This window comes from Paenibacillus sp. 22594 (genome assembly GCF_052044425.1).
Taxonomy (GTDB): domain Bacteria; phylum Bacillota; class Bacilli; order Paenibacillales; family Paenibacillaceae; genus Paenibacillus_AQ.
The window spans coordinates 530681-555260 of sequence record NZ_JBQENA010000002.1; the positions used below are offsets into that span (position 1 = coordinate 530681).

The 24580-nt window shown below is 51.2% G+C and carries 28 protein-coding genes; 27 read left to right on the top strand and 1 reads right to left on the bottom strand.

Features of this window, described 5'->3' with window-relative positions; translation table 11 throughout:
- Positions 1 to 34: 34 nt before the first annotated feature.
- Positions 35 to 901, bottom strand: coding sequence for a YitT family protein (locus tag ACTJKB_RS09110; protein ID WP_074085296.1), 867 nt, complete (start codon positions 899 to 901; stop codon positions 35 to 37).
- Positions 902 to 1175: 274 nt separating this feature from the next.
- Between ACTJKB_RS09110 and ACTJKB_RS09115 the strand changes: the two genes are divergently transcribed.
- The 27 genes from ACTJKB_RS09115 (at position 1176) to ACTJKB_RS09245 (ending at position 24565) form a co-directional block, all read left to right on the top strand.
- The gene (locus ACTJKB_RS09115; protein ID WP_440833394.1) at positions 1176 to 1439 is read left to right on the top strand and encodes a YqhV family protein; all 264 of its coding nucleotides are present in this window, start codon (positions 1176 to 1178) and stop codon (positions 1437 to 1439) included.
- 83 nt (positions 1440 to 1522) lie between these two features.
- Positions 1523 to 2527 (top strand): stage III sporulation protein AA, encoded by a 1005-nt coding sequence (spoIIIAA, locus tag ACTJKB_RS09120; protein ID WP_440833396.1) that lies wholly within the window; start codon positions 1523 to 1525, stop codon positions 2525 to 2527.
- Positions 2520 to 3038, top strand: a complete 519-nt coding sequence (spoIIIAB, locus tag ACTJKB_RS09125; RefSeq protein WP_440833398.1) for a stage III sporulation protein SpoIIIAB — start codon at positions 2520 to 2522, stop codon at positions 3036 to 3038. Before spoIIIAA ends, spoIIIAB begins: the two co-directional genes overlap by 8 nt.
- 13 nt (positions 3039 to 3051) lie before the next feature.
- On the top strand, positions 3052 to 3255 hold the full coding sequence (gene spoIIIAC, locus ACTJKB_RS09130) for a stage III sporulation protein AC (protein ID WP_020426549.1): 204 nt from the start codon (positions 3052 to 3054) through the stop codon (positions 3253 to 3255).
- A 9-nt stretch (positions 3256 to 3264) separates the two neighbouring features.
- Positions 3265 to 3654, top strand: coding sequence for a stage III sporulation protein AD (gene spoIIIAD / locus ACTJKB_RS09135; protein ID WP_039875230.1), 390 nt, complete (start codon positions 3265 to 3267; stop codon positions 3652 to 3654).
- A 50-nt stretch (positions 3655 to 3704) separates the two neighbouring features.
- Positions 3705 to 4958 carry a stage III sporulation protein AE gene (gene spoIIIAE / locus ACTJKB_RS09140; RefSeq protein ID WP_440833401.1) on the top strand — a complete coding sequence of 418 codons (1254 nt, stop codon included), beginning with the start codon at positions 3705 to 3707 and terminating at the stop codon, positions 4956 to 4958.
- Positions 4959 to 4984: 26 nt separating this feature from the next.
- Positions 4985 to 5782 carry a stage III sporulation protein AF gene (locus tag ACTJKB_RS09145; RefSeq protein WP_440833402.1) on the top strand — a complete coding sequence of 266 codons (798 nt, stop codon included), beginning with the start codon at positions 4985 to 4987 and terminating at the stop codon, positions 5780 to 5782.
- A gap of 36 nt (positions 5783 to 5818) precedes the next feature.
- Entirely contained in the window at positions 5819 to 6463 is a 645-nt protein-coding gene (gene spoIIIAG / locus ACTJKB_RS09150; protein WP_440833404.1) for a stage III sporulation protein AG, read from the top strand.
- Positions 6464 to 6583: 120 nt separating this feature from the next.
- Positions 6584 to 7483, top strand: a complete 900-nt coding sequence (locus ACTJKB_RS09155; protein ID WP_440833406.1) for a SpoIIIAH-like family protein — start codon at positions 6584 to 6586, stop codon at positions 7481 to 7483.
- A gap of 280 nt (positions 7484 to 7763) precedes the next feature.
- Complete coding sequence (accB, locus tag ACTJKB_RS09160; RefSeq protein ID WP_440833407.1) at positions 7764 to 8270, top strand: acetyl-CoA carboxylase biotin carboxyl carrier protein; 507 nt, start codon at positions 7764 to 7766, stop codon at positions 8268 to 8270.
- A 56-nt stretch (positions 8271 to 8326) separates the two neighbouring features.
- Positions 8327 to 9670 carry an acetyl-CoA carboxylase biotin carboxylase subunit gene (gene accC / locus ACTJKB_RS09165; RefSeq protein WP_440833409.1) on the top strand — a complete coding sequence of 448 codons (1344 nt, stop codon included), beginning with the start codon at positions 8327 to 8329 and terminating at the stop codon, positions 9668 to 9670.
- Positions 9671 to 9785: 115 nt separating this feature from the next.
- Positions 9786 to 10202 carry an Asp23/Gls24 family envelope stress response protein gene (locus ACTJKB_RS09170; protein ID WP_074085287.1) on the top strand — a complete coding sequence of 139 codons (417 nt, stop codon included), beginning with the start codon at positions 9786 to 9788 and terminating at the stop codon, positions 10200 to 10202.
- 73 nt (positions 10203 to 10275) lie between these two features.
- On the top strand, positions 10276 to 10815 hold the full coding sequence (gene amaP / locus ACTJKB_RS09175) for an alkaline shock response membrane anchor protein AmaP (RefSeq protein ID WP_074085286.1): 540 nt from the start codon (positions 10276 to 10278) through the stop codon (positions 10813 to 10815).
- Positions 10816 to 10830: 15 nt separating this feature from the next.
- Positions 10831 to 11064, top strand: coding sequence for a DUF2273 domain-containing protein (locus tag ACTJKB_RS09180; RefSeq protein ID WP_074085285.1), 234 nt, complete (start codon positions 10831 to 10833; stop codon positions 11062 to 11064).
- A 199-nt stretch (positions 11065 to 11263) separates the two neighbouring features.
- On the top strand, positions 11264 to 11713 hold the full coding sequence (gene nusB / locus ACTJKB_RS09185) for a transcription antitermination factor NusB (protein WP_440833411.1): 450 nt from the start codon (positions 11264 to 11266) through the stop codon (positions 11711 to 11713).
- Positions 11714 to 11793: 80 nt separating this feature from the next.
- Positions 11794 to 12657, top strand: a complete 864-nt coding sequence (folD, locus tag ACTJKB_RS09190) for a bifunctional methylenetetrahydrofolate dehydrogenase/methenyltetrahydrofolate cyclohydrolase FolD (RefSeq protein ID WP_440833413.1) — start codon at positions 11794 to 11796, stop codon at positions 12655 to 12657.
- Positions 12658 to 12666: 9 nt separating this feature from the next.
- Entirely contained in the window at positions 12667 to 14040 is a 1374-nt protein-coding gene (xseA, locus tag ACTJKB_RS09195) for an exodeoxyribonuclease VII large subunit (protein ID WP_440833414.1), read from the top strand.
- Positions 14024 to 14281 (top strand): exodeoxyribonuclease VII small subunit, encoded by a 258-nt coding sequence (gene xseB / locus ACTJKB_RS09200; protein ID WP_074085281.1) that lies wholly within the window; start codon positions 14024 to 14026, stop codon positions 14279 to 14281. Before xseA ends, xseB begins: the two co-directional genes overlap by 17 nt.
- Entirely contained in the window at positions 14268 to 15215 is a 948-nt protein-coding gene (locus ACTJKB_RS09205) for a polyprenyl synthetase family protein (protein ID WP_440833416.1), read from the top strand. The genes xseB and ACTJKB_RS09205 overlap by 14 nt, the downstream gene beginning before the upstream one ends.
- A 98-nt stretch (positions 15216 to 15313) precedes the next feature.
- Positions 15314 to 17218, top strand: a complete 1905-nt coding sequence (gene dxs, locus ACTJKB_RS09210) for a 1-deoxy-D-xylulose-5-phosphate synthase (protein WP_440833417.1) — start codon at positions 15314 to 15316, stop codon at positions 17216 to 17218.
- A 46-nt stretch (positions 17219 to 17264) separates the two neighbouring features.
- Positions 17265 to 18143 carry a TlyA family RNA methyltransferase gene (locus ACTJKB_RS09215; RefSeq protein WP_440833419.1) on the top strand — a complete coding sequence of 293 codons (879 nt, stop codon included), beginning with the start codon at positions 17265 to 17267 and terminating at the stop codon, positions 18141 to 18143.
- A 294-nt stretch (positions 18144 to 18437) separates the two neighbouring features.
- On the top strand, positions 18438 to 18884 hold the full coding sequence (locus tag ACTJKB_RS09220; RefSeq protein ID WP_143186210.1) for a hypothetical protein: 447 nt from the start codon (positions 18438 to 18440) through the stop codon (positions 18882 to 18884).
- Between the two features lie 30 nt (positions 18885 to 18914).
- The gene (ahrC, locus tag ACTJKB_RS09225; protein ID WP_440833421.1) at positions 18915 to 19364 is read left to right on the top strand and encodes a transcriptional regulator AhrC/ArgR; all 450 of its coding nucleotides are present in this window, start codon (positions 18915 to 18917) and stop codon (positions 19362 to 19364) included.
- Positions 19365 to 19406: 42 nt separating this feature from the next.
- Positions 19407 to 21134 (top strand): DNA repair protein RecN, encoded by a 1728-nt coding sequence (gene recN / locus ACTJKB_RS09230; RefSeq protein WP_440833422.1) that lies wholly within the window; start codon positions 19407 to 19409, stop codon positions 21132 to 21134.
- A gap of 114 nt (positions 21135 to 21248) precedes the next feature.
- Positions 21249 to 22382, top strand: a complete 1134-nt coding sequence (gene spoIVB / locus ACTJKB_RS09235; protein ID WP_440833424.1) for a SpoIVB peptidase — start codon at positions 21249 to 21251, stop codon at positions 22380 to 22382.
- Between the two features lie 199 nt (positions 22383 to 22581).
- Positions 22582 to 23397 (top strand): sporulation transcription factor Spo0A, encoded by an 816-nt coding sequence (gene spo0A, locus ACTJKB_RS09240; protein ID WP_074085273.1) that lies wholly within the window; start codon positions 22582 to 22584, stop codon positions 23395 to 23397.
- A gap of 712 nt (positions 23398 to 24109) precedes the next feature.
- Positions 24110 to 24565 carry a hypothetical protein gene (locus tag ACTJKB_RS09245; protein ID WP_440833425.1) on the top strand — a complete coding sequence of 152 codons (456 nt, stop codon included), beginning with the start codon at positions 24110 to 24112 and terminating at the stop codon, positions 24563 to 24565.
- Positions 24566 to 24580 lie beyond the last annotated feature (15 nt).

Sequence of the window (24580 nt, forward strand, 5' to 3'; positions counted from 1 at the left end):
GCCCCGAAGCCTAATTGGCCTCGGGGCATTTTTTTTATCCCAATCTTCTGAACCGGCCAACGATCTCTACGGTCTCCAGCACGTTGACGAACGATTTGGGGTCTGTCTCAAGGATCGTTTTGCGCAGCTCAGCTAGTTCATAGCGGGTGGTTACGGTCATGAGCATGGTGTTGCCCTCGTGGCTGTATCCGCCTTCCGCATTGACTACAGTGACGCCATGGGGCAGACAAGTGAGACGGCTCAGCATCTTTTCGCGCTCCTTGGTGACAATGAAGCAGGTTAGCTTGATATGGCGGATATGGATCATATCGACTACACGGCTTTTAACGAAGATACAGAGCATGGCGTACAGGGCGGAGTCCCAGCTTTTGAAGAAGCCCAGGCTCAGTATGACCAGTCCATCCATTACAAACAGTACTGTGCCCATCGGAATATCGCGTTTGCGGGTAATGATGGAGCCCAGGATATCAAATCCCCCGGAAGATCCTCCGGCACGAAGTGAGAAGCCTACCCCTCCTGCGATGATAACTCCGCCAAAGATACTCGCCAGAATAGGGTCTTTGGTCAGCTTGATTAACGGAATAATGTTGAGAAACCACGTGGTCGATACGACCGACAGCAGACTATAGCAGATGTATTTTTTTCCCACAGCAACAAAACCCCAAATCAGGATGGGAAGATTGATGGCGAAATAATACAGCGAAATGTACTTTGGATGGGTCAGATAACCGATGACGGATGCCGTTCCCGCAACCCCGCCGCTCAGTAGCTGATGCGGAATGAGGAACAGGCGCAGCCCGCTCGCTAACAGAAAGGCCGAGAATATAATGATGGCGACTTCTTTGACTTGCTTGGCTACGGGCCCTGAAACGAGCGGCACTACAACATTGCGAACTTGCATGACATAAATCCCCTTTTCTTCTGATGTCTTAATAGTCTGTCCAACAACCAACACATGTATTTTCCAAATGAACCTGTTCAAAACGTGCAAAATTTATTTTATCATACCGATGATATTTTTTTATAGAGGGGTACACTATGATTTCTTTCACACTTGGATTGGTATAGTGTCCATTTCTTCTTGTCTAAAGCGAGCCCGTCCCGCATATCCATGGATAACAGCACGAAATATCGCGAGAATCCTAGAAAAGTTTTTTTGAAAGGAGTGAAACGGGTTGGACAAGTATGTGAGCTGGATGGCAGCGCTGCGGCTGTTCTCGGGCAGTGTGGAAATCGCGGCGGCCCTGATCATGCTGAAGCTGAACCAGGTGGACAAGGCACTGGCGGTCAATTCCGGATTGGCTCTCGTAGGGCCAACCATTCTGATTCTGACTACGGCGGTCGGTTTGACGGGGATGGCGCAGGAGCTGTCGTGGGGCAAGCTGGGCTGGATTGGCTGCGGGGTAGCCTTTCTCTTAATCGGAATTCTAAAAAAATGATAGATGATAGTCATAAAGCTCGCGTACAAGCATAAGTATGGATTAAAGCTATTAAAGAAGAGGACAACTTGGGGGTACTCTGTATGGCTAATGAATGGCTGCTATTGTTTCCTGAAAAAGTAAGAGCGCTACTGAGAGGCTTGCCTGCTCAGCTGCTTCAAAAAGTAGAAGAGATCCGCGTCCGCGAAGGGCGTCCGCTGGAAATCAATTATTCCGGGGGTAAATACCATTTTCTCGGTGCAGGCGGAAGCCTGACGCTGAACCCCGAAGAAGCGTACAAGCCGGACCGGGAAGATGCGCACCGGCTGCTGGACCTGATCAGCAATCATTCGCTCTATACGATGGAAGAGGAGCTTCGCAAGGGGTTCATTACGATCCCCGGGGGACACCGGATAGGATTAGCCGGGCGGACCGTGCTAAGCGGCGGGGGGGTGGAGCATCTGCGGGACATTACCGGCTTCAATGTACGGATCGCACGGGAGGTGCCGGGGATTGCCGACGGCGTTCTGCCTTACCTGCTCGATAAGGGACGGCAGCGGATCATGCATACGCTGATTCTCTCACCCCCGCAGCATGGCAAAACCACCCTGTTGCGCGATCTTGCCAGACAGATCTCAGCAGGTGGAAAGAACATGAGAGAGGGCAACCGGCCCGGCCTGAAGGTCGGCATCGTTGATGAACGCTCCGAAATCGCCGGCAGCCGCCGGGGCATCCCTGCTTTTGATGTTGGGCCCCGAACAGATATCCTCGACGGGTGTCCCAAAGCCGAAGGCATGATGATGATGATCCGGTCGCTCTCGCCCGATGTGCTGATCGCCGATGAGATCGGCCGCCTCGAGGATGCCGAAGCGGTGACCGAAGCGCTGCACGCGGGCATCTCGGTTGTTGCTTCGGCCCACGGCAAGGAAGTGTCCGAGCTGGCCCGGCGGCCCGGCCTAGGCGCACTTTTGGAGCACCAGATGTTTGAGCGCTATGTCATCCTGCACCGGACAGAAACGGGGTTGACCTTCCGGATATTGGATGGGCAGAAGCGCAGCCTGCTGCTGGTCTCGCCTGGGGAAGCGCTGGGCGGTGAGCGCCATGCTTAAGCTCTTCGGAGCGGTGCTTATCGTCCTGGCAGGCACGCTGGCCGGCTTCAAGCGGGCTGCACAGTATGCAGACAGGCCGAGGCATATCAGAGGCCTGATCGCAGCTTTGCAGCGGCTGGAGACCGAGATTCAGTACGGCTATACTCCGCTGCCGGAAGCGCTGCGCCGGATCGGGATGCAGTCGAAGGAGCCGCTGAAAGCTTTTTTTGCCACTGCGGCCGTGGAGATGAGCCCCCCGCTGGACCGCAGTGCCGAAGAAGCGATCTCGAAGGCGATGGAGGAGCACTGGAAGGCGGCTTCGTTGAAAGGCACGGAGAAGGAAATACTCCGGCAGCTCAGCTGCACGCTGGGCACAAGCGACAGATCGAATCAGAGCACTCACATCGCGCTGGCTTTGCAGCAGTTGAAACAGGAGGAGACAGTGGCCAGAGAAGATCAGGGCAAATATGAAAAAATGAGCAAAAGCCTGGGTCTGCTGCTTGGAGCATTGATCGTCATATTGATCTTTTAGCGAGGTGCCAGGAATGAATATTGAAGTCAACGCAATCTTCCAAATAGCCGGCATCGGCATCATTATCGCCATGATCCACACGGTGCTAAAGCAGATGGGCAAGGAAGACATCGCCCACTGGGTAACCATTGTCGGCTTTATCATCGTGTTGTTTATGGTTATCCGCATGCTGGACGGCCTGCTCCAGGAAATCAAAACGATTTTTCTTTTTCAATAGGCCAAGGCTATGGAAATCATTCAAGTGGTGGGAATTGGGCTCTTGTCGACGGTCCTGATACTCGTACTGAAGGAACAAAAGCCGATGTTCGCCTTCCTGCTGACCACTGCCGCAGGCATTCTGATCTTCCTGTTCCTGATCGGCAAGATTGGAACGATTCTGGGGACGCTGGAGCGGGTGGCGGAGTCCTCGGGAATGGAAATGATCTACATCAAAACTGTATTCAAAATTATCGGGATTTCCTACATCGCAGAGTTTGGGGCGCAGATTGTGCGCGACGCCGGGCAGGAATCCATTGCTTCCAAGATTGAGCTGGCCGGCAAGGTGCTCATTATGGTGCTGGCTGTGCCGATCATCAGCATTATCATCGAGACGGTGATGAAGCTTCTGCCGGCATGAGCAAGCACATGGACGGCAGGAAAAGTTAGAAGCAGAGCGGGGGAAAGGGTATGCGTGCGCGCAATGTTTTTCGGCCACCAAAACTAAAAAAAATCCTGCTCCTCTTGCCCTGCCTACTACTGCTGTGGTGCTCAGGAATGGCCTTCGCAGCCCAAACAGCACCTTCATCTTCACCTTCGCCGCAGCCCTCAGCTCAGGGAGGTTCTTCCGCAGTAGACCACTGGGTGAAGGGGCAGGTGCAGAATCTGCCGACAGGCGAGGTAGAGTCGTACTGGAATCAGCTGATGAAGGACTATGGGGGATTTTTTCCGGAAGGCAAAACGCCTTCGCTGATGGATATGCTGCTGCCGGGAGACAACGGCCTAAGCTTCAAAAGCGTAATGTCCGGACTGACCTCCTACATGTGGCATGAGGTGCTTTTCAATGGCAAGCTGCTGGTAACGATCGTTATGATCAGTGTCCTGAGCATGATTCTCGAGACGCTGCAGACCGCTTTTGAACGCAAATCGGTTAGCAAAATCGCCTATATGCTCTGTTACATGGTTGTGCTGGTCATTGCCGTGAACAGTTTCAACGTAGCTATAGGATATGCAAAGGATGCCATCGACCACATGACTGACTTCATGATGGCCATGATTCCGCTGTTGTTCGCGCTGCTGGCGTCCATGGGTAATATCGTGACAGTCTCCGTCACCCATCCGCTGATTGTATTCATGATCCATACCGTGAGCACGCTCATTCATACCGTGATTTTCCCGCTGTTCTTCTTCTCGGCGGTGCTGCATCTGGTGAGCGCGATGTCGGAGAAATACAAGCTGACCCAGCTCGCCAATCTGTTGCGTAATGTCGGTGCCGGACTGCTGGGCGTGCTGCTCACTGTGTTCCTCGGAGTCATCTCGGTCAGGGGAATTACGAGTTCAGTGACGGACGGAGTGACTCTTCGCGCTGCTAAATACATTACAGGGAATTTTGTGCCGGTCATCGGCAAAATGTTCGCGGATGCCACCGACACGGTGATTTCTGCATCGCTTCTGGTGAAGAACGCCATTGGGCTATCAGGTGTCATAATCATTTTGTTCCTTTGCGCATTTCCGGCCATTAAAATACTCGTGCTCGCCCTCATCTACAACGTGGCTGCGGCCGTAATGCAGCCCTTGGGCGAGACCCCGATTGTAACTTGCCTGCAGACGATCGGCAAAAGCATGATCTATGTGTTCGCGGCACTGGCCGCCGTATCGCTCATGTTCTTCCTGGCCGTCACGATCATGCTGACCGCCGGAAATGTCACCGTCATGATGAGGTGAGGTACAAACTATTAGGAGGAAAGACAATGACCTGGTTGGGTGGTTGGCTTAGGGAACTTATTCTGGTGGTGCTGCTGGCCGCTTTTGTGGAAATGCTGCTGCCTAGCAAATCCATGGAGCGGTATGCCAGGCTGGTTCTCAGCCTTCTGGTGCTGCTGACCCTGCTTAGCCCGATTGTGGCCCTGCTGAAGGGGGATGTCACCGGAGAGCTTAGCCTGGCCATGAATCAGCAGGAGAAGGAAGGAGGAGTGTTCTCGGAAGCCGGAAAAGGAGCCGGTTCTCTGGAGAAGATTCTGGCAGACGGCCGGGTGCTGGCGGCAGGAGCGCAGGAGCAGAGCCTGAAGCTAGCTGCTGAAGAGGTAGCCGGGCAGATGCGTAACCAGATTGCCGGGATCACCGGTGTGCAGGGTGCCAAGGTTACGGTGACGCTGGGGATGGGAAAAGCCTCTGATACCACTCAGGGTGAAGCTGTGCCGGTGATAGCTTCGGTGAAGGTTTCCTTTCCACCTGCTGCCTCTGGCGCAGGAACTGGCAGCGGCGGCGGGCCAGCGGCGGGCACAACAGCAGGTTTACCCTCGGAGCCGATTGTTATCACGCCAGTGGAGCCGGTACAGGTTAGCTTGGGCTCTGATTCCGATGAGGATTCCTCCGCTGCATCCGCGACATCCTCACCTGACATACCGGAGGGTGGCAGTGCCGCTGCGGGAATCGGGACGGACAAAGAAGAAGCCGAGTCGATCATCAAGCTGTTGGAGCAGAACTGGAATCTGAGCCGGGATGTCATTCAGGTGCAGAAGAGCAGTGCCGGAGAAGCAAAGCTGTAAACCTAACCAATCACGCAACTGCAGGAGGGATAAGGGATGGGCAACTGGCTGAAAAAACTGGAGCAATGGGCAGGAGGCGGCGGTTCAGGCAGTCCGAAACGGAGTCATACTTTCCGCTGGCTGATCATTCTTGGGCTGCTCGGCGCGGCGATTATGCTGTTCAACTCCTTTGTGAATGTGAAGAAGCTGGACAGCGAGAATACGGGGCGTGAGCCGCCGCCAATCGAAAGTTCACAGGCGACCCTGCAGCAGGGGGATGGAGCAGGTTCCGATTCTTTTGACAGCATTGAACAGGCGATGGAGAACCGCACCAAAGAGATTCTGGAGAAAATCGTCGGTGTCGGCACAGTGGACATCATGGTTACCGTGGATTCTACAGAGGAAATCGTAGTACAGCGCAATATGAACGATTCGCAGCAGCAGAGCGAAGAAACGGATGCCAGCGGCGGCAAACGTCACACCACACAGTACACAAGGGATGGCGAAATCGTCACTTACAGCCAGTCAGGCGATGAAACCCCCATTATTACCAAGCGGATTAAACCCCAGGTGCGTGGTGTGCTGGTTGTCGCCAAAGGCGCAGAGAACAAAATTGTCAGGGGTCTGATTGAAGAGGCGATTGAGAAAGGCCTGAACGTGCCAAGCTACCGTATTTCCGTAGTTCCGCGCAAGCAGGAATAGCCGATTCATTCGTACTGAAGTTCATGCTAACAAAACTAAGCGTATGCTTCCGGAGTGAGGTTTTGTACAAAGGGAATCCAGGGAGTAAATACTAACAAAACTTTTAGGAGGAATTTAAAAATGAAGGGCAAACGACAGACAATTTGGTTGGTTTCCATGCTCAGTTTGATGGTGGTTCTCTCCGCTTACTATTTATTCACGGAAGACTCGGGAGTCTCCGTTCCTAAGGAAACCGCTGGCAGTATGCAGGTCGATAATATTAAAAGCGGAGCCGATGGAGCCCAGTCTCCTGCTCTGGACAGCGGACTGGTTATCAACGAAGTATCTACGCAAGGGGTTACCGGGGATGCAGGAAATGCCTCAGTGAAGGAAGACAGCAGCACAGCTGCCGTTACAGATGACAGTGACAAGGTTGCTACATCGAATGATAAAGAAAAGGCAGCCACTGCTGTAACCGATGAAGACAGCAAATCCGCAGAAAAAGAAGTTACAGCAGAAGCCGATAAGACACCAGGTCCGACTTCAGACCAAACTGCAAATAGCTCCAAAACAGACAAAAATGACACGAAAGCAGGCAAAGACACCGCAGCCGCCAATACGGAGAAGACGCCAGCCAAAGACGACGCCGCAATCCTTGACGAAGTAGCCTCACAAAGTGTGTCGGCCAGCAGCCTGTTCACCAATTACCTGTATGAACGGGAGCAGAAGAACCTGAAAGATCAGAACGATCTGCTCGCCACGATCAATGACATGGATAAGACCCCTGCAGAGAACGCGGCGGCCAATGAGCAACTGAACAAGCTAGAGGAAAAGGAATCCAAAATTACCAGCATTGAAGGTCAGCTGCAGCAAAAGTACGGTGAAGCTATCGTCAAAGAAGAATCGGCTGATACCTATACTGTGGTTGTCCTCAGCGACAAGCTTGATGTGAAGCAAGCGGTTGGAATTGTAGACCTTGTCATGAAGGAACTGAGCGTCACACAGGATAAGATCAGAGTCCAATATGTATCCGAGCAATAATATCCACTTGAGAATAATAACAGAAAATGCCGAAAGAGCTCGGGTTATCCCGGGCTCTTTCCATTTCTAGCGTTTGTGATATAATACATAAAGTTATCTTGGAATATAAGAAGAATAAGTGACACATTGTTTTTCTTTATTATATTTCTTGCAAGAAGCGGGTATCTGAAAGCGTTTCGGGTAAAACTGCATGTCATTTGAAGCATACGCTTCCTGAGAAGAACGGAGAAGCCTTTTTTGCTTGTGGCTTCGAGAGAAAGCTGAAGGAGTGAACTATTGAATGTTCAAGTTAAGCGAGATTAAGGAATTAATTAAATTGCTGGACCAAACTTCCTCCGTACACGAACTGGAGATTGAAAGCGAAGGAATGAAGCTTGCTATCCGCAAACCGGATCGCTCTGAAGCGGATGGAATGGCGATTCAGGCGACTCCTTACGTCTATCCTTTTACGCCAGCCCCTCAGCCGCAAAGCCAGCAGTATGCTGCACCTGCGGCAGTGACCGAAATTCCGGCAGCACCTCAGCAGCCGGTCTCTACGGAAGGCACACTGCATAAAATTGTCTCTCCGATGGTAGGGACCTTTTATAGTGCCGCTTCTCCAGAAACCCCATCCTTTGTCAATGTAGGCGACCGGGTCAGTGAAAAGTCAACGGTCTGCATCATTGAAGCCATGAAGCTGATGAATGAGCTGGAAGCGGAAGTCAGAGGCGAAATCGTGTCCGTACTCGCGGAGAATGGCCAGCTTGTTGAATACGGCCAGCCGCTGTTCCTGGTGAAACCGGAGTAACAGCTGCGAGAATCATGAGGAGCTAGCAAGCTTCGTTAAACTTTGGGAGGAAACGCATGAACATTCAAAAAGTGTTGATTGCCAACCGCGGTGAAATCGCGGTCCGCATTATCAGAGCTTGCCGTGAACTGGGCATATCCACCGTTGCGGTATACTCGGAGCCTGACCGGGATTCATTGCATGTCCGGCTGGCTGATGAAGCGTACTGCATTGGCCCGATGCCAGCCAAGGACAGCTATCTGAACTTTACCAATATTATGAGTGTGGCCACATTGACGGAATGCGACGCCGTTCATCCCGGTTACGGATTTTTGGCCGAGAATGCGGATTTCGCAGAGATTTGTGAATCCTGCAATATCACTTTTATCGGACCTTCGCCGGATGCTATCACCCGCATGGGTGACAAGGCTGTGGCTAAGGAAACGATGAAGCTGGCAGGTGTTCCGATTATTCCGGGCTCTGACGGTCTTGTGGGTGATGTGGAGGAGGCAGTCATGCTGGGCCGCGATATCGGCTACCCGATTATCGTCAAGGCTACTGCAGGCGGCGGAGGCAAGGGCATCCGCATTGCCGAGGATGAGGAATCCCTGGTGAAGCAGATTACAGCTGCCCAGCAGGAAGCGCAAAAGGCCTTCGGCAATGCCGGGGTTTATCTGGAGAAATTCCTGACGGGTATGAAGCATGTGGAGATTCAGATTATTGCCGACAACCATGGCAATGTAGTGCATCTGGGGGAACGGGACTGTTCTGTGCAGCGCCGGCGTCAGAAGCTGATTGAAGAAGCACCTTGCTCGGTTCTGACTCAGGATATCCGCGATGCTATGGGCCAGGCTGCCGTACGTGCTGCACAAGCCGTGAATTACTCGGGTGCGGGCACACTCGAATTCCTGCTTGGACCGGATGGCCAATTTTATTTCATGGAAATGAACACCCGGATTCAGGTTGAGCATCCGGTAACAGAAATGGTCACGGGTGTCGACCTGATCAAAGAGATGATTTCTGTTGCGGAAGGCAACCCGTTGTCCTTTACCCAGGAAGACATTCATATCAATGGCTGGTCTATTGAATGCCGGATCAATGCGGAAGATCCGGAGAAGAACTTCATGCCTTCACCGGGCAAAATCGGCTTTTATCTGCCGCCGGGAGGTTTGGGTGTACGGGTGGACAGCGCAGCATATCCGGGGTATACAATCTCCCCTTTTTATGACTCGATGATTGCCAAGCTTATTGTATGGGCTCCGACCCGCCAGGAAGCCATCGCCAAGATGAAGCGGGCGCTCTCCGAATTTGCTGTGGAAGGCATACATACAACGATTTCATTCCACCAGAAATTGCTGGAGCACCCGGTGTTTTTGGACGGTAATTTTGATATAAAATTCCTGGAGGAATATGAAATTTAGGACGACTTTGCTTTGTTTGTCATAAAGTTCGCCAAATGATATAGTATGTTTAATAAGAGACGTGCTTTGCGCTTGAAATATTGAACAACTTTTTTTTGAAAGGTGTGAGTCCACAATGAGTACATTGCCGACAGAATACGAACGTACGGAAATCGGTGAAATCCAGATCGCTCCAGAAGTGATTGAGGTAATCGCAGGTTTGGCAACCGTGGAAGTTAAAGGCGTGGCAGGCATGAGCGGCGGTTTTGCCGGAGGCATCGTTGAACTTCTTGGCCGCAAGAACCTCTCTAAAGGTGTAAAGGTAGAGGTTGGGCAACGCGAAGCTGCAGTGGATGTGTCCGTGATTATTGAGTACGGCAACCGTCTCCCGGAAGTGGCTGCAGAAATTCAGCGCAACGTGAAGCGTTCGATCGAGACCATGACCGGTCTGACCGTAGTTGAAGTGAATGTGCATATTCACGATGTTCAGTTCCGCAGCAACACTGCTGTAGACAAGAACGAAGAAACGGACGCGGTTCTCCGCGTGAAATAAAGCCAGCTTTCTTCCATAAACCCCCGACAGCACCGTCGAGGGTTTACTCTAATTTAAGGAGGTTATGAGACTCGTGGCAAAAATTTTGGACAGGCTCCTGCTGTTCCTCTACAGCCTATGCATCGGAATATTATCTGTAATTGCCATCCTCCTGTTAAGCGGTGCAATTCCGGACTCCTTTGAAATGCTGGACAGACCTGAGGCATATATTGCTGCCATAGCTGTTGCAGTCATTTTGTTCCTGCTCAGCATCCGTTTCTTCTACATTTCACTGCGCCGTGACCGGGCATCCTTGCCTTCGGTCGATCAGCGCACGGAGTACGGTGATATTCAAATCTCCATGGAAACCATTGAGAATCTGAGCCTGAAGGCTGCCGGCAAAGTCAAGGGCATCAGAGATCTGAAGTCGCGAATCCGGGTTTCACAGGCTGGCCTTGAGATCATGATCCGCGCAGTTGTGGACGGGGAGCATTCCCTGCCGCTGCTGACTACCGAGGTTCAGCGCCAAGTGCATGATTTTGTGCAGGAAACGACCGGAATTCCGGTAGCGGACGTCTCGGTATACATTGCTAACCTCACACAGTCTCCAAGCTTCAAAAGTCGAGTGGAATAGAGGTGAGTTTCCCTTATGTTGTGGAAAGCAGTATGGGAAAGTCACGGGGGTAGAATTGCCGGAGTCACCTTCGGTGTCGTTCTCGGGTTGATTTATTTGATTAGCGGTTTTTGGGATATGCTGTTCTTTGCACTGGTTGTGTTCATAGGTTATACGCTTGGCAAGAGAAAGGACACCGCTCAGCCCCCGCTGTTTCAGTGGCAGGAGCTGGTAGGACGGTTGTCCGGACGCTGGCGTCCCTTCAAATGAACCGCGATAGTTTTTCTTCCGGAGCCTGGAACCCGTACGTATGAGTTGCCTGATGCTTGGAGGAAGGGCTGCGCGGTTTTTTTTGCAGTTGCTGCTCTCTGAGAGGATAGAACCTGCTCCATTAAGCTTACAATAGTTGCAAGAAGAAACAATGAAACACCCAATATAAGCAAACAAGATATGTTTGTAGGAGGAACACATGAAAAGACGTTTAGCAAGAGAAATTATTGTCCAAAGCCTGTACCAGATGGAAATGAATGAAGTGGAAAGTGCGGAAGCGGTGGAAATGCTGATAGCCGAGGCTTCGGAAGAAAATGAGACCGAACGAGTAATTACAGATGAAATTGAGCTGAAAGCTTATGTAGTAGCGCATGTAAACGGTGTGTGGGAGCATAAGATGGCCATTGACGATATGCTGGAACATTACCTGAAAGGCTGGCAGATGAGCCGGCTCTCGCGGGTCGACCGCCAGATTCTGCGTCTCGCCACTTATGAGATGGTCTTTGCGAATGATGTGCCAGCTAAGGTTTCTGTCAATGAAGCCATTGACCTGGCCAAACATTTCGGCACCGAAGATTCCGGGAAGTTCGTTAACGGTGTGCTCGGTAAGATGATTCAGGAGATTGATACGCTTAAAACAGATCTGTAAGAGTTATTTTTTTGAAATATAGTTTATAGGTTTCACGTTTCAACCAAACTTTCAAAGCAGATAAAAGGGGAGAGAATTACATGACAGCAGCAATTATCAGCGGTAAACAAGTATCTGACGAAATTCGTATCGACATTGCCCGGGAAGTTGCCTCATTAGCCGAACGGGGCGTAAAGCCTGGTCTTGCTGTTGTGCTCGTTGGTGAAGATGCTGCATCTCAGGTCTATGTACGCAATAAAGAGAAATCCAGCACCGAACTGGGCTTCCATTCCGAAGTGCACAGACTGGATGCTGCGACAAGTCAGGAAGATTTGCTGGCGCTTGTAGCTGAACTGAACCGCAGAGATGAAATTGACGGTATCCTGGTTCAGCTTCCGCTTCCAAATCACATTGACGAGAAGGCTGTAATTAATGCCATTGCTGTGGAAAAAGATGTGGACGGCTTCCATCCGATTAACGTCGGCAATCTGGTTATCGGGGATGACAGCCTCTTGCCCTGCACGCCTGCGGGTGTGATCGAACTGATCAAACGCACAGGCACCGGAATGTCCGGCAAGCATGCGGTCGTGATTGGACGGAGCAACATTGTCGGCAAACCAGTATCCTTGCTGCTTCAACGCGAGAATGCTACGGTAACGATGTGTCACTCGCGGACCGCGAACATGGCTGAACTTAGCCGTCAGGCAGATATTCTGGTTGTTGCTATTGGCCGGGCCAACTTCATTGATGGCTCTTTTGTGAAGCCAGGCGCGGTGGTTATCGATGTCGGAATGAACCGTCTGGATAACGGCAAGCTAGCCGGAGATGTGGACTATGAAAGCGCGAAGGAAGTTGCCGGATACATTACTCCGGTACCTGGTGGCGTAGGACCGATGACCATTACCATGCTGATGGCCAATACGCTGACTGCAGCCAAACGCCGCCGCGGCCTGGATAAGGAATAGGTAGCGCCCATGGCGGCAGAACGGCAGGTTTATTCGATTAAAGAGCTTAACCGTTATATCCGCATGAAGCTCGATTCGGATGTAGTGCTTTCCGATGTATGGGTTCGCGGGGAAATCTCGAATTTCACCCACCACGGCAGCGGTCATATGTATTTTACCCTTAAGGATGAGAGCAGCCGGATTAAGTCCATCATGTTTGCTTCCCATAACCAGCGGCTGCCCTTTGTGCCGAAGGAAGGGACCAAGGTGATCGCAAGAGGCAATGTGACCGTCTACGAACGGGACGGGCAGTACCAGTTTTATGCCACGCATATGCAGCCCGATGGTATCGGCAGTTTGTATCTGGCATATGAACAGCTGAAGAATAAGCTGGAGCTGGAAGGCCTATTCGCGTCGGCACGCAAACGGCCGCTCCCGCGGTTTCCCCGCTGCATCGGGGTGGTGACTTCCCCGACGGGTGCGGCCGTGAGGGACATTATCATCACGCTACAGCGGCGGTTTCCGCAGGTTGCAGTTGTGCTGTATCCAGTCCTGGTACAGGGGAAGGGTGCAGGGCCTTCCATTGTGAAGGCCATCGAGAACCTGAATGCCATGGGCGAAGCCGATGTGCTCATCGTCGGCCGCGGGGGCGGCTCCCTGGAGGAGCTGTGGGCCTTCAATGAAGAGGCCGTAGCCCGCGCAATTGCGGCCTCCCGTATTCCGGTCATCTCGGCTGTCGGCCACGAGACCGACTTCACGATCGCCGACTTCGCCGCCGATCTTCGGGCGGCAACCCCGACGGCGGCGGCCGAGCTGGCCGTGCCGAATGCCGCGGAGCTGGCGGTGCAGCTCCGCACAGCGCAGCAGCGCCTGCGCCAGGGGCTGCTGCGCCGCTCGCAGCGCGGCGGCGAGCGCCTGGCCTCGCTGCAGCGCTCGCTGGCGCTGGTCGGCCCACGCCGCCAGCTGGCCCAGCACGCGCAGCGGCTGGACATGCTGCGCGGGGGCCTTCTCCGCGCAGCGAGAGACCGGCACGGCCGCGCGCGGGAGCGCCAGGCCGTGCTGCACCACAGCCTGCAGCGCTTCCACCCGCAGGCGAGTGTCAGCGCTGCGCGGCGGCGCACCGAGAGCATCACCCGCGAGCTTGCGGGTGCCATGCAGGTGCGCCTGCAGGAGAAGCGCTCGCGCTTCGCTGCCGAGCTGCGCCATCTTGATGCGCTCAGCCCGCTTAAGGTGATGTCGCGGGGGTACAGTCTCGTCTATGACGAGAAGGAAGAGCACTTAATCAAATCGCTGAGCGAAGTAGAGCTAGGCGATATGGTCAACATAAAGCTGAATGACGGACAGCTAAGCTGCCAGGTATGGGGAATGAAGGAGGATGGCATAACGAATGGCGAAGGAAGCTGAATTAGACTTTGAAGGAGCCATGGAGCGGCTGGAAGAAATCGTGCGTGAGCTGGAGCACGGCGACGTTCCCCTGGAAAAGGCAATCGATTTGTTTCAACAGGGCATGAAGCTCTCGCAGCTCTGCGGAAGTAAGCTGGAGCAGGTGGAGCGGAAAATCGAAATGATCACCGAGATGGATGGAGAACTGCGCAAGAAACCGTTCGGTGCCCGGCTGGAAGGTGACGGCGATGAATCGCTTTGAGCCCAAACAGGCAGCAGAATTTGCGGGGGATCTGCAGCGTCAGCCACTGAGTGAATATATTACGGAGATCAGCGGCCTGGTTGTGAAGGAGCTGGAGGCGGCCTTGCCTGAGCATTGGAAGGTCCCTGGCAATCTGAAGGATGCGATGAACTATTCACTGCAAGCCGGTGGCAAACGTCTTCGTCCGCTGCTGGTGGTCGCCGCCTGTGAGGCACTGGGAGGCAGCCGTGAAGCGGCTCTGCCGGTAGCAGCTGCTATCGAGATGGTACATACCTACTCGCTGATCCACGATGATCTGCCCGCTATGGATAATGACGATTACCGGCGCGGCAAACTGACGAACCACAAGGTGTTTGGCGAGGCTACGGCGATTCTGGCCGGGGATGCGCTGCTAACACATGCCTTTTTCAGCGTTGTCCAGTCTTCACGGAGACATGGAATTTCAGCGGACAGAGCCCTTTCCGTTGTTGAGGATCTGGCAGAAATGGCAGGCCCGCGGGGCATGGTTGGAGGACAAATCGCCGATATGGAGGGCGAACAGGGGCTTACCGATCTCCAGCAGCTTCAGTACATCCACCAACATAAGACAGGGGATCTGATCATATTCTCCCTTGTGGCAGGCGGACGTATCGCAGGGGCAGACAGCAGACAGCTTGAAGCATTGCGTGATTTCGGGACACATATCGGACTGGCCTTTCAGATTCAGGATGATATTCTTGATCTGGTCGGGGACGAAGGCAAGCTCGGCAAAAAAACAGGCAGCGATGTCAAGCAGCAGAAGGTGACTTACCCGTACTTTATCGGGCTGGATGCCTCCCGTGAAGAGGTCCGGCGGCTGACAGAAGCCGCTCGTAATGCTGTACTTGAAGGCGGTTTTCAGGACAGTACACGCCTCATGGACATTGCGGAATACCTCATGAAGCGTGATCACTAGCATGAACTCCGGAACGGCTGTGTTTCGGCAGCCGTTTCGTTTGTGTTATAATGGGGTTTATATATATTTTACAACATCTAGGAAAGCGGGGAATACTCGTGCTGCTTCCACAAATAAATGATCCTCAGCAACTTAAATCTTTGTCAGTCGAGGAGCTGGCTACCCTTGCGGAGGAAATCCGCCGGTTTCTGATCGAGAAGCTTACTCTAACCGGCGGGCACCTTGGCTCCAACCTGGGGGTAGTGGAGCTCACGCTGGCCCTGCACTACTGTTATGATAGTCCCCGGGACAAAATGATATATGACGTAGGGCACCAGGCATATGTCCATAAGATATTGACCGGCCGCCAGGACCGTTTTGACACGCTGCGCAAAAAAGATGGACTGTGCGGCTTTGTTAAGCGTTCAGAGAGTGAGCATGATGTCTGGGAAGCCGGGCACAGCAGTACTTCTCTGTCAGCGGCAATGGGGATGGCTATGGCCCGTGATCTGAAAGGCGAAGACAACAAGGTTATCGCTGTGATCGGGGACGGAGCACTGACCGGTGGGATGGCGTTTGAAGCGCTTAACCATATCGGCCATGAACGCCGCAAGCTGATGGTTATTCTGAATGACAACGAAATGTCTATTGCGCCGAATGTGGGGGCAATGCACAACTATTTGAGCAAAATCCGTTCGGACCGCCATTATCTGCGTGCTAAGGATGAAGTCGAAGGACTGCTGAAGAAGATTCCTGCCATCGGTGGAAGGCTTGCCAAGACGGCCCAGAATGTGAAGGACAGTCTTAAATATATGATGGTTCCCGGCGTGTTGTTCGAGGAGCTTGGCTTCACGTACCTTGGACCGGTCGACGGCCATGACATGGAGAAGCTGATTGACACCTTCCATCAGGCGGATAATGTATCCGGTCCTGTACTGGTGCATGTTCTGACTACTAAGGGCAAGGGGTACAAACCTGCTGAAACCGATTTCTACAAATCACATGCCATTTCTCCTTATAAAATAGAGTCCGGCCAGTCCCTGAAAGCAGTCGGGAATCCTATGTATACTGAAGTGTTTGGTCAGACGTTAATCGAGCTTGGCCGTCAGGATAAGCGGCTAATCGCAGTGACTCCGGCGATGCCTGGCGGCTCAGGGCTGTTCCCGTTCGCCAAGGAATTTCCCGACCGGATGATTGATGTCGGCATTGCCGAGCAGCATGCGGCTACTTTATGCGCAGCTTTGGCGATGGAGGGAATGAAGCCGGTGTATGCAGTGTATTCTACCTTTATGCAGCGGGCTTATGATCAGATTGTGCATGATATCTGCCGTCATAACGCCAATGTTATGTTTGCTATCGACCGTGCAGGCTTTGTCGGTGCAGACGGTGAGACACATCAAGGGGTATATGATATAGCCTTTATGCGCCATATTCCGAATATGGTGATGATGATGCCGAAGGATGAGAACGAGCTGCGCCATATGATGAAGACAGCACTTGAATATAATGACGGGCCGATCGCTTACCGGTATCCACGGATTGACGGCACCGGGGTGGAAATGGATGCCGAGCTACAGGTGCTTCCAATTGGTTCCTGGGAGCGGCTGCGTCCGGGCGATGACTACGCTGTACTCGCCTGCGGACCTATGGTTCAGGTGGCTGAAGAAGCGGCGGAGCAACTGAAGCGTGAAGGCATTCAGCTAAGTGTTGTTAACGCCCGCTTCCTGAAGCCGCTTGACAGCTCCATGCTGCTGGATCTGGCTCATGCGGGCACTGGCATGATTGTACTGGAAGAAGCCAGCCAGGCGGGAAGTCTGGGCAGCGCGGTGCTTGAATTTTATGCGGAGCATGAAATTTATGATGCCCGGGTTCATTTGATGGGCGTGCCGGATATCTTTGTAGAGCATGGCTCAATCAAAGAACAGCGCCAGCAAACCGGATTGACCGTTGAAGCAGTAGTCAGCCGGATCAAGACGATGAAGGCATCGAGCTCATTTGCCTATAAGACGACTTCAACCTCCTGAACAGGACAGTTGGAGCGGCAAGCCTAAGAACAATCGGGAGATGACCATGGAACACCCTAAGGAACGGATCGACGTATTGTTAGTGGAACAAGGATTTTACGAGAGCCGTGAGAAGGCCAAGGCTGCTATCATGGCCGGGCTGGTGCTTGCGAATGAGGAACGGATTGAGAAGGCCGGGATGAAGGTGCTGCGCACAGCCGTCCTGAGGGTGAAAGGTGCGGTGCACCCTTATGTCAGCCGTGGCGGGCTGAAGCTGGAGAAGGCGCTGCGGCAGTTTGGCATTGACCTGAATGGGCGCATCATGCTGGATATCGGTTCTTCTACAGGAGGCTTTACCGATTGTGCACTCCAGAACGGAGCGAGCCATGTCTACGCTATTGATGTAGGCTATAATCAGCTGGATTGGAGTCTGCGTAATGACGAACGGGTAAGTGTGATGGAGCAGACGAACTTCCGCTATATGACCCCACCCGATCTGCAAGGCCCCGTTCCCGATTTTGCCAGCATAGATGTATCATTTATTTCTTTGAAGATTATTTTGCCGCCGCTGATGGCGCTTCTTGAACGCCCTGCAGATATTGCCGCGCTGATCAAGCCGCAGTTCGAAGCCGGGCGGGAAAAGGTTGGCAAATCCGGCGTGGTCCGCGAACCGGCTGTCCACAAAGAGGTGCTCATGAACGTTCTCGGCATGGCTGCAGAGCTGGGCTACCGGCTGAACGGCTTAACCTTCTCCCCCATCACCGGCGGTGAAGGCAACATCGAGTTTTTGGCCCACTGGAAGCTCCTGCCTGAAGCAGTGGAGTCCGGCGATGAACAGTCTTCAGAAGAACTACAGCCGGACAATTTCGCAGCGCTCGCCGAGGCCGTGATCAAGGAAGCGGCAGCAACCTTCAAAGTCAGCAAATCCGGAAACTCATCTAAGTGATGAGTTTCTTTTTGAAAATATAAGAATATATACGTTTAGCACAATAAATTATCCTTATATTTCACTGAAACGGCTACTATCCTTAAAAGGACGGCGTAGCCGTTTCTACTTGCTGTACTAAAGCTTTTTTGCAATATACTGAGGAATAAGGTAGTCTAGCCTTATATTTCCCCTAATGTGGAATTGCTACAATCACTTTCAGCCGCGATTTGGGCGGTCAAAGCAGGATTTTAGCGGGCTTCACGCGAATTAATCACCGAGGTGATGAAGTTGGCGGGCTCTGATAAAGCCGTAATGGTGCTAATTGGACTGGCAGTCGCAATATTTATCATTTATCGGATTTACATATGGCTGCAAAGCTCTCCGCGTTCGTTCATTAAGGACAGGCTGCCGTTGAATAAAGTCATTTTGCCTCATCCTTCCATTGATTTGCTGGAAGCAGCGGGCTACGAAGTGATTGGAGGCAAACTGAAGATTCCGCTGTCTTTTAATGTAGACGGGGCATCCATGTACAGCAGACTGTTCATTGATTATGTTGCGAGTAAGGAAGAGGACTCCTACTATTTGGTCATTCTATCCCGCCCGCGCAAAACGCTCGACTTTACCGGAAGCAGCCTCCGGGATTCACTTTTGCCGTACCTGCTGATTTATCCGGACTGCAGCGGAGTGCTATATGTCAATACCGTCACTTCCGTGATTCATGAGATCAGGCTTGGCAAAGATGACGGCGAATCCACTTAGAAAGTTAACTTAACCATACGGGAGGCAATAATGAAGGGTCACAGGCACATTAAGATACGTGAAATCATTACACAACAGGAAATTGAGACGCAGGACGATTTAGTGGAAGCACTGCGCGAGGCCGGTTTTCAGGTTACCCAGGCTACGGTGTCGCGGGATATTAAGGAGCTTTTGCTGATAAAAGTTCCTATGGACGATGGGAGATATAAATATTCCCTGCCTACAGATCAACGCTACAACCCGACACAGAAGCTGAAGCGTGTGCTGGTGGACAATTTTGTGCATATTGATTCCTCCGCAAACCTTGTGGTGATGAAATGTCTCCCGGGAACGGCTAACTCTGTCGCAGCCCTGATCGATAATATTGATTGGCCGCAGATTATGGGCACCATTTCCGGTGACGATACGATTCTCATTATCTGCCGCCAGCCGGAGAACAGCAAAGACGTAATTTCGCAAATCATGGGATATATATCCTAGAATCATAGATGTCGCAATCATCTTTTCGGAGGTGCTGTATTTGTGTTAGACACATTGTCGATCCGTAATCTTGCCGTTGTTGAAGCGGTGGATGTGCATTTTTATCCCGGTTTTCATGTGCTTACAGGGGAGACCGGTGCAGGGAAATCAATCATTATTGATGCGCTTGGGCTTGTCGTTGGAGGCCGTGGCTCAGCCGATTCCATCCGTTATGGCACGGACAAGGCCGAGATGGAAGCGCTCTTCAGCCTGCCTACTTCGCATCCCGTATGGGAGACGCTGGAGCGTCTTGGCATCACGGCAGACCCGGAGGAGCATTTGATTATCCGCCGTGAGATTACCTCTCAGGGCAAAAGCACCTCGCGTGTCAACGGGCAGATGGTGAATCTCAGCATGCTACGGGAAATCGGTGAACAGCTGGTTAATATTCACGGACAGCATGAGCATCAGAATCTGCTGAAGGCGGAGCGCCATCTGGGCTTGCTGGATACTTACGGCGAAGCTGTTATCGGACCGCTCAAGGCCAACTATCAAGAGAAATATACCGCCTTTGCCAAGGTGGAAAAAGAACTCCGCGAGTTGCAGGAAACCAGCCAGAAGGCCTATCAGATGCTGGATTTATATCGTTTTCAGCTGGAGGAAATTTCTTCCGCAGGACTAAAACCGGGGGAAGATGAATTACTTGCGGAAGAAAGGGTCAAACTATCCCACAGCGAGAAAATGATGGATTCCGTATCAGGCGCATACGAGCTGCTGTATGACAGGCAGGGGCTGGAATCCATCGGTAATGTGATTTCCCGGCTGGAGGATGCGGTGCGATACGATGAAAAGGGTCTGAAGGGTGTGCTTGACCAGCTTCAATCCTCCTATTACCAGCTGGAGGATGCCGCCTTTCAGCTGCGGGATTACCGTGAGGATATTGAGTTCAACCCGGCACGGCTCGAGGATATTGAGAACCGGTTGGATCAGATCTCCGGACTTCGGCGCAAATATGGAGACAGCGTAGAGCAGATTCTGGCTTATTATGAACAAATTAGCCGGGAGACCGATTTGTTGGAGAATAAGGACGAATATATTGAGAAGCTGACCGTTAAGCGCAACGGACTCCTGAACACACTAATGGAAGCAGCCGAAGCACTCAGTGATGCCCGCCGGCAGTGTGCAGCAGATTTGGCTACCCAAGTTGAAAGTGAACTAAAGGACCTGCAGATGGAACGGACCTCGCTTCAGGTTAAAATGGATATTCTGGAAGACCCCCGCGGTGTGGAATATCAGGACCGCCGCTACCGGCTGACCCGGCAAGGGATCGACAGTGCAGAGTTCATGATCTCTCCGAATCCCGGCGAACCGCTTCGCCCGTTGGGCAAAATCGCTTCCGGCGGTGAGCTGTCGCGGATTATGCTGGCGATGAAGAGTATTTTTGCCCGGCATGATGCGATCCCAGTACTCATTTTTGACGAAGTGGACACCGGAGTCAGCGGAAGGGCTGCCCAGTCGATTGCAGACAAGCTGTATAAGCTTTCAGCCACCTGTCAGGTGTTCTCCATTACCCATCTGCCTCAGGTGGCCTGCATGGCCGATCATCAGTACTTAATCCGCAAAAAGGTCGAGGACGGGCGCACGATGACCGAAGTGGAATCGCTCCCTCTGGAAGGCCGGATCATGGAGCTGGCCCGAATGCTGGGCGGTGTGGAAATTACCGAAAAAACCTTGCACCACGCACAGGAAATGCTCGGTCTGGCTGAGGCCAGTAAGGCGGCTGTAGGGTAAGCGGGACAATGATTGACAGTAATAAAAGCCTGGGGGCAAGGTTATCTTATAGGTACGCAATTGGCGACCACCTTTTTCGTCAAGCGAAAGAAGCAAAAGGGAGCGTGACAGCCATTGAAGCCGAACCTCAGGAAGTTAATGCCCGGCCTTTTATTTGCCTTCTTTCTCAGCTTATCAGGCATAACGGGATCTCATCAGAGCTATGCTGCAGCGCAGGATACCCAGCCGGACAAGACCGTTTTGGGGGAAACCCGTGATCTCAAGGTGATCCCGGGGGGGCAAACGATTGGTGTGAAAGTAAAGTCAGCAGGCGTGCTTGTTGTAGGACATCATTTAATTGAAGTATCAAAGCAGTCCAAACTTTCCCCTGGAGAGAACAGCGGTTTACTACCCGGGGATTTGATGATCTCCATCAATGGGGTGAAGCTGGACGAGGTGTCCAAGGTTTCTAAGCTGGTGGAGCATGCAGGCAAATCTCATCAGCCCCTTACCATTGTGTACAAACGTGCCGGCAAAGAGCATACAGCTAAGCTGACACCGGCGTATGACCGCAATGACAAGGTTTGGCGCCTAGGCCTCTATATCCGCGATTCTGCGGCGGGTGTCGGGACCTTGACCTTTTATGCGCCGGAGCAGGGAGTGTATGGTGCACTGGGCCATGTTATTACCGACATGAACACCGGGACCCCCATTGTCGTTGGCAGCGGACACATTGTGCAATCCAGCGTGACCTCTATTTCCAAGAGCCAGGATGGCGATCCAGGTGAGAAACGGGCACATTTTCTTAAGGAGAGTCAGGTCCTTGGGAATGTGGAGAGTAATACGGATTTCGGAATCTTCGGTAAAATGACCCGTAATCCGGAGCATAGCCTATACGAGGAACCGATTCCAGTGGCTATGAGCGATGAGGTGAAGGAAGGTCCGGCGCAAATTCTGACGGTTGTGGATGGACAGCAGGTGGAACGATTTAATGTAGAGATCATTCATGTGGCACGTCAGGATACTCCAGCGACTAAAGGCATGGTGCTTCGTATTACCGATCCCCGTCTGATCGATAAGACTGGCGGCATTGTACAAGGCATGAGTGGCAGTCCTATTGTACAGAATGGGCGTTTAGTCGGTGCGGTAACCCATGTATTTGTCAACGATCCCAAATCAGGCTATGGCTGTTTTATCGAATGGATGCTTCAGGATTCCGGTGCGGCCCTGCAAGAACATACTTTTCCCTACAATCTTAAGGCGGTTTAGCCTTAAGATTTTTTTGTCGAAGACCAGCGAACAAGATCGAACCATGAAATAAAATAATTAATTATAATCCAACTCTAAAAAAAAATAAAGAAAAATAATTTTCGACAGAAGGATATTGAATCAGTATGTCGAAACTGTAAGGGAGCGAAGATAAATGATTATTTTCGAATAACAGATATAAATAAGGAGGAAGCAGCCAGTGCAGAACATTGAAGTGTTGTTGGCCGATGACAACAGGGAGTTTACGAATTTGCTTGCCGAGTACATTACGGAACAAGAAGATATGACCGTGACGGGCATCGCCTATAATGGGGAAGAAGTACTTCAAATGCTGAGCGAAGCACGCAAAATTCCCGATGTCCTTATTCTTGATATCATCATGCCTCATTTGGACGGATTGGGTGTCCTGGAGCGCCTGCGCGATATGGATTTGAAGCCGGAACCAAAGGTCATTATGCTGACCGCCTTCGGTCAGGAGAACATCACTCAGCGTGCTGTGCAGTTAGGCGCATCTTATTATATTCTGAAGCCATTCGATATGGAGGTTCTCGCCAACCGTGTGCGTCAACTCGCCGGTACACAAGGCAGCATGAGCACTTCATCCAGCATGTCCAATTATTCAGGCTCCAGAGGAAGCAACGTGGTGCCACTCTCCAAGGGCAAGAACCTGGATGCCAACATTACCTCGATTATTCATGAAATCGGCGTACCTGCGCATATCAAGGGTTATCAGTATCTGCGTGAAGCCATTACCATGGTATATAACAACATTGAGATCCTGGGCGCAATCACCAAGACCTTGTACCCGGCAATAGCCGAAAAATTCAAGACAACGCCGTCTCGTGTAGAGCGCGCCATCCGCCACGCCATCGAAGTGGCCTGGACCCGTGGCAACATCGACAGCATCTCCCACCTGTTCGGCTATACCATTAATATCTCCAAATCCAAGCCGACTAACTCGGAATTTATTGCCATGGTAGCCGACAAGCTGCGCATTGAGCATAAGGTTTCTTGAAAGGGTAAGGATTAGGATACGTGAGGGATTTAAGAAGGTTGGAAACAGCATCCAGACAGAACAATTTTGGCGGTAAACATCTGAGATCAGCCGCTTGAAGCCAACTAACTTCTATACGATAAGTGTATAATACCGTTGTTTATTGGGTTGTCAAAACCTAATGAACAACGGTATTTTTTATTATGACAGACATCAATTTCATTTGGACAACTTTATGCTTTATTGTTCATCCAAAAATTCGTCACGTAAAACACTCTCTTGAACAAACATTAAAGTTTTTATGCTGTATCTTTAAAGTGAATTTCAAATCGAAGAAGTCAAGAAAATTCAAACGGGACGAATGAGACACTACATCAAGTACTTAAGGGAGCGCGGTAAATACACAGTAGTTGCCGCATCAAATTTAAAACTAATGACGTTGATTAACGCCTCTAACAGAATGACATATGAATGCTTAAGGGGAATGGATATGATTAACTGATGCTATAACTGTGCCAAAAGAAACACCGCAAGGATATTTCCAAATGGTATATGTCAAAATAATTTTATATTTATTTTGATACGGTAAAAGAGGGGAGATGAAAGTGGAATTATCAATAAATGGCACAAATCTGTTAATGAAGAATGGTATTATCAATATAGAGAAAATAAACCTAATTTTATAATTCAGAAGCAGTAGTAATTTTAATATCATTTAGCTGAGGTGGAAGAAATGAAGGTTTCTACAAAAGTGGTCATAGGAGTATTTGTCGTAGTTTTAGGTATTCTTGTAGGGAGCGGGTTGAATGGAGTGGGCACTCTGAACGAGGATCAACAAACAACAGCAAAAAAAGATCCATTCAAAGAACTACGAAGTGATGGAAAGCATACTGATCAAGAAAAAATAATAAAAGATAAAGTTGACAAATATATGTACGAGAACTTTGGGGGGACATTCAAGACTACATGGTTTGATTCAGTATCAGCTAGCGGTGCTGTAATCAATGAGTATGGAAAGGTCTTTATAGTAGTATCAAAAAGGGATGATAAGAAAGCGATTAATTATGTTGGCGGTCTTTTGAGTTTCTTCAATGATAAAACGATTGATAAAGACTATAAGGTAGCTAAGATTGTGCTTGTGGATGAAGAATACAAAGTGATTAAACAAGTAAATACAATAGAATGGTAGCTGCTTATCGAACTG

Bases quoted from the DNA above. Each gene is read 5' to 3' on its own strand.
- ACTJKB_RS09110 (WP_074085296.1), bottom strand. From the start codon at position 901: ATGCAAGTTCGCAATGTTGTAGTGCCGCTCGTTTCAGGGCCCGTAGCC.
- spoIIIAA (WP_440833396.1), top strand. From the start codon at position 1,523: ATGGCTAATGAATGGCTGCTATTGTTTCCTGAAAAAGTAAGAGCGCTA.
- spoIIIAB (WP_440833398.1), top strand. From the start codon at position 2,520: ATGCTTAAGCTCTTCGGAGCGGTGCTTATCGTCCTGGCAGGCACGCTG.
- spoIIIAC (WP_020426549.1), top strand. From the start codon at position 3,052: ATGAATATTGAAGTCAACGCAATCTTCCAAATAGCCGGCATCGGCATC.
- spoIIIAD (WP_039875230.1), top strand. From the start codon at position 3,265: ATGGAAATCATTCAAGTGGTGGGAATTGGGCTCTTGTCGACGGTCCTG.
- spoIIIAE (WP_440833401.1), top strand. From the start codon at position 3,705: ATGCGTGCGCGCAATGTTTTTCGGCCACCAAAACTAAAAAAAATCCTG.
- ACTJKB_RS09145 (WP_440833402.1), top strand. From the start codon at position 4,985: ATGACCTGGTTGGGTGGTTGGCTTAGGGAACTTATTCTGGTGGTGCTG.
- spoIIIAG (WP_440833404.1), top strand. From the start codon at position 5,819: ATGGGCAACTGGCTGAAAAAACTGGAGCAATGGGCAGGAGGCGGCGGT.
- ACTJKB_RS09155 (WP_440833406.1), top strand. From the start codon at position 6,584: ATGAAGGGCAAACGACAGACAATTTGGTTGGTTTCCATGCTCAGTTTG.
- accB (WP_440833407.1), top strand. From the start codon at position 7,764: ATGTTCAAGTTAAGCGAGATTAAGGAATTAATTAAATTGCTGGACCAA.
- accC (WP_440833409.1), top strand. From the start codon at position 8,327: ATGAACATTCAAAAAGTGTTGATTGCCAACCGCGGTGAAATCGCGGTC.
- ACTJKB_RS09170 (WP_074085287.1), top strand. From the start codon at position 9,786: ATGAGTACATTGCCGACAGAATACGAACGTACGGAAATCGGTGAAATC.
- ACTJKB_RS09180 (WP_074085285.1), top strand. From the start codon at position 10,831: ATGTTGTGGAAAGCAGTATGGGAAAGTCACGGGGGTAGAATTGCCGGA.
- nusB (WP_440833411.1), top strand. From the start codon at position 11,264: ATGAAAAGACGTTTAGCAAGAGAAATTATTGTCCAAAGCCTGTACCAG.
- folD (WP_440833413.1), top strand. From the start codon at position 11,794: ATGACAGCAGCAATTATCAGCGGTAAACAAGTATCTGACGAAATTCGT.
- xseA (WP_440833414.1), top strand. From the start codon at position 12,667: ATGGCGGCAGAACGGCAGGTTTATTCGATTAAAGAGCTTAACCGTTAT.
- xseB (WP_074085281.1), top strand. From the start codon at position 14,024: ATGGCGAAGGAAGCTGAATTAGACTTTGAAGGAGCCATGGAGCGGCTG.
- ACTJKB_RS09205 (WP_440833416.1), top strand. From the start codon at position 14,268: ATGAATCGCTTTGAGCCCAAACAGGCAGCAGAATTTGCGGGGGATCTG.
- ACTJKB_RS09215 (WP_440833419.1), top strand. From the start codon at position 17,265: ATGGAACACCCTAAGGAACGGATCGACGTATTGTTAGTGGAACAAGGA.
- ACTJKB_RS09220 (WP_143186210.1), top strand. From the start codon at position 18,438: ATGGTGCTAATTGGACTGGCAGTCGCAATATTTATCATTTATCGGATT.
- ahrC (WP_440833421.1), top strand. From the start codon at position 18,915: ATGAAGGGTCACAGGCACATTAAGATACGTGAAATCATTACACAACAG.
- ACTJKB_RS09245 (WP_440833425.1), top strand. From the start codon at position 24,110: ATGAAGGTTTCTACAAAAGTGGTCATAGGAGTATTTGTCGTAGTTTTA.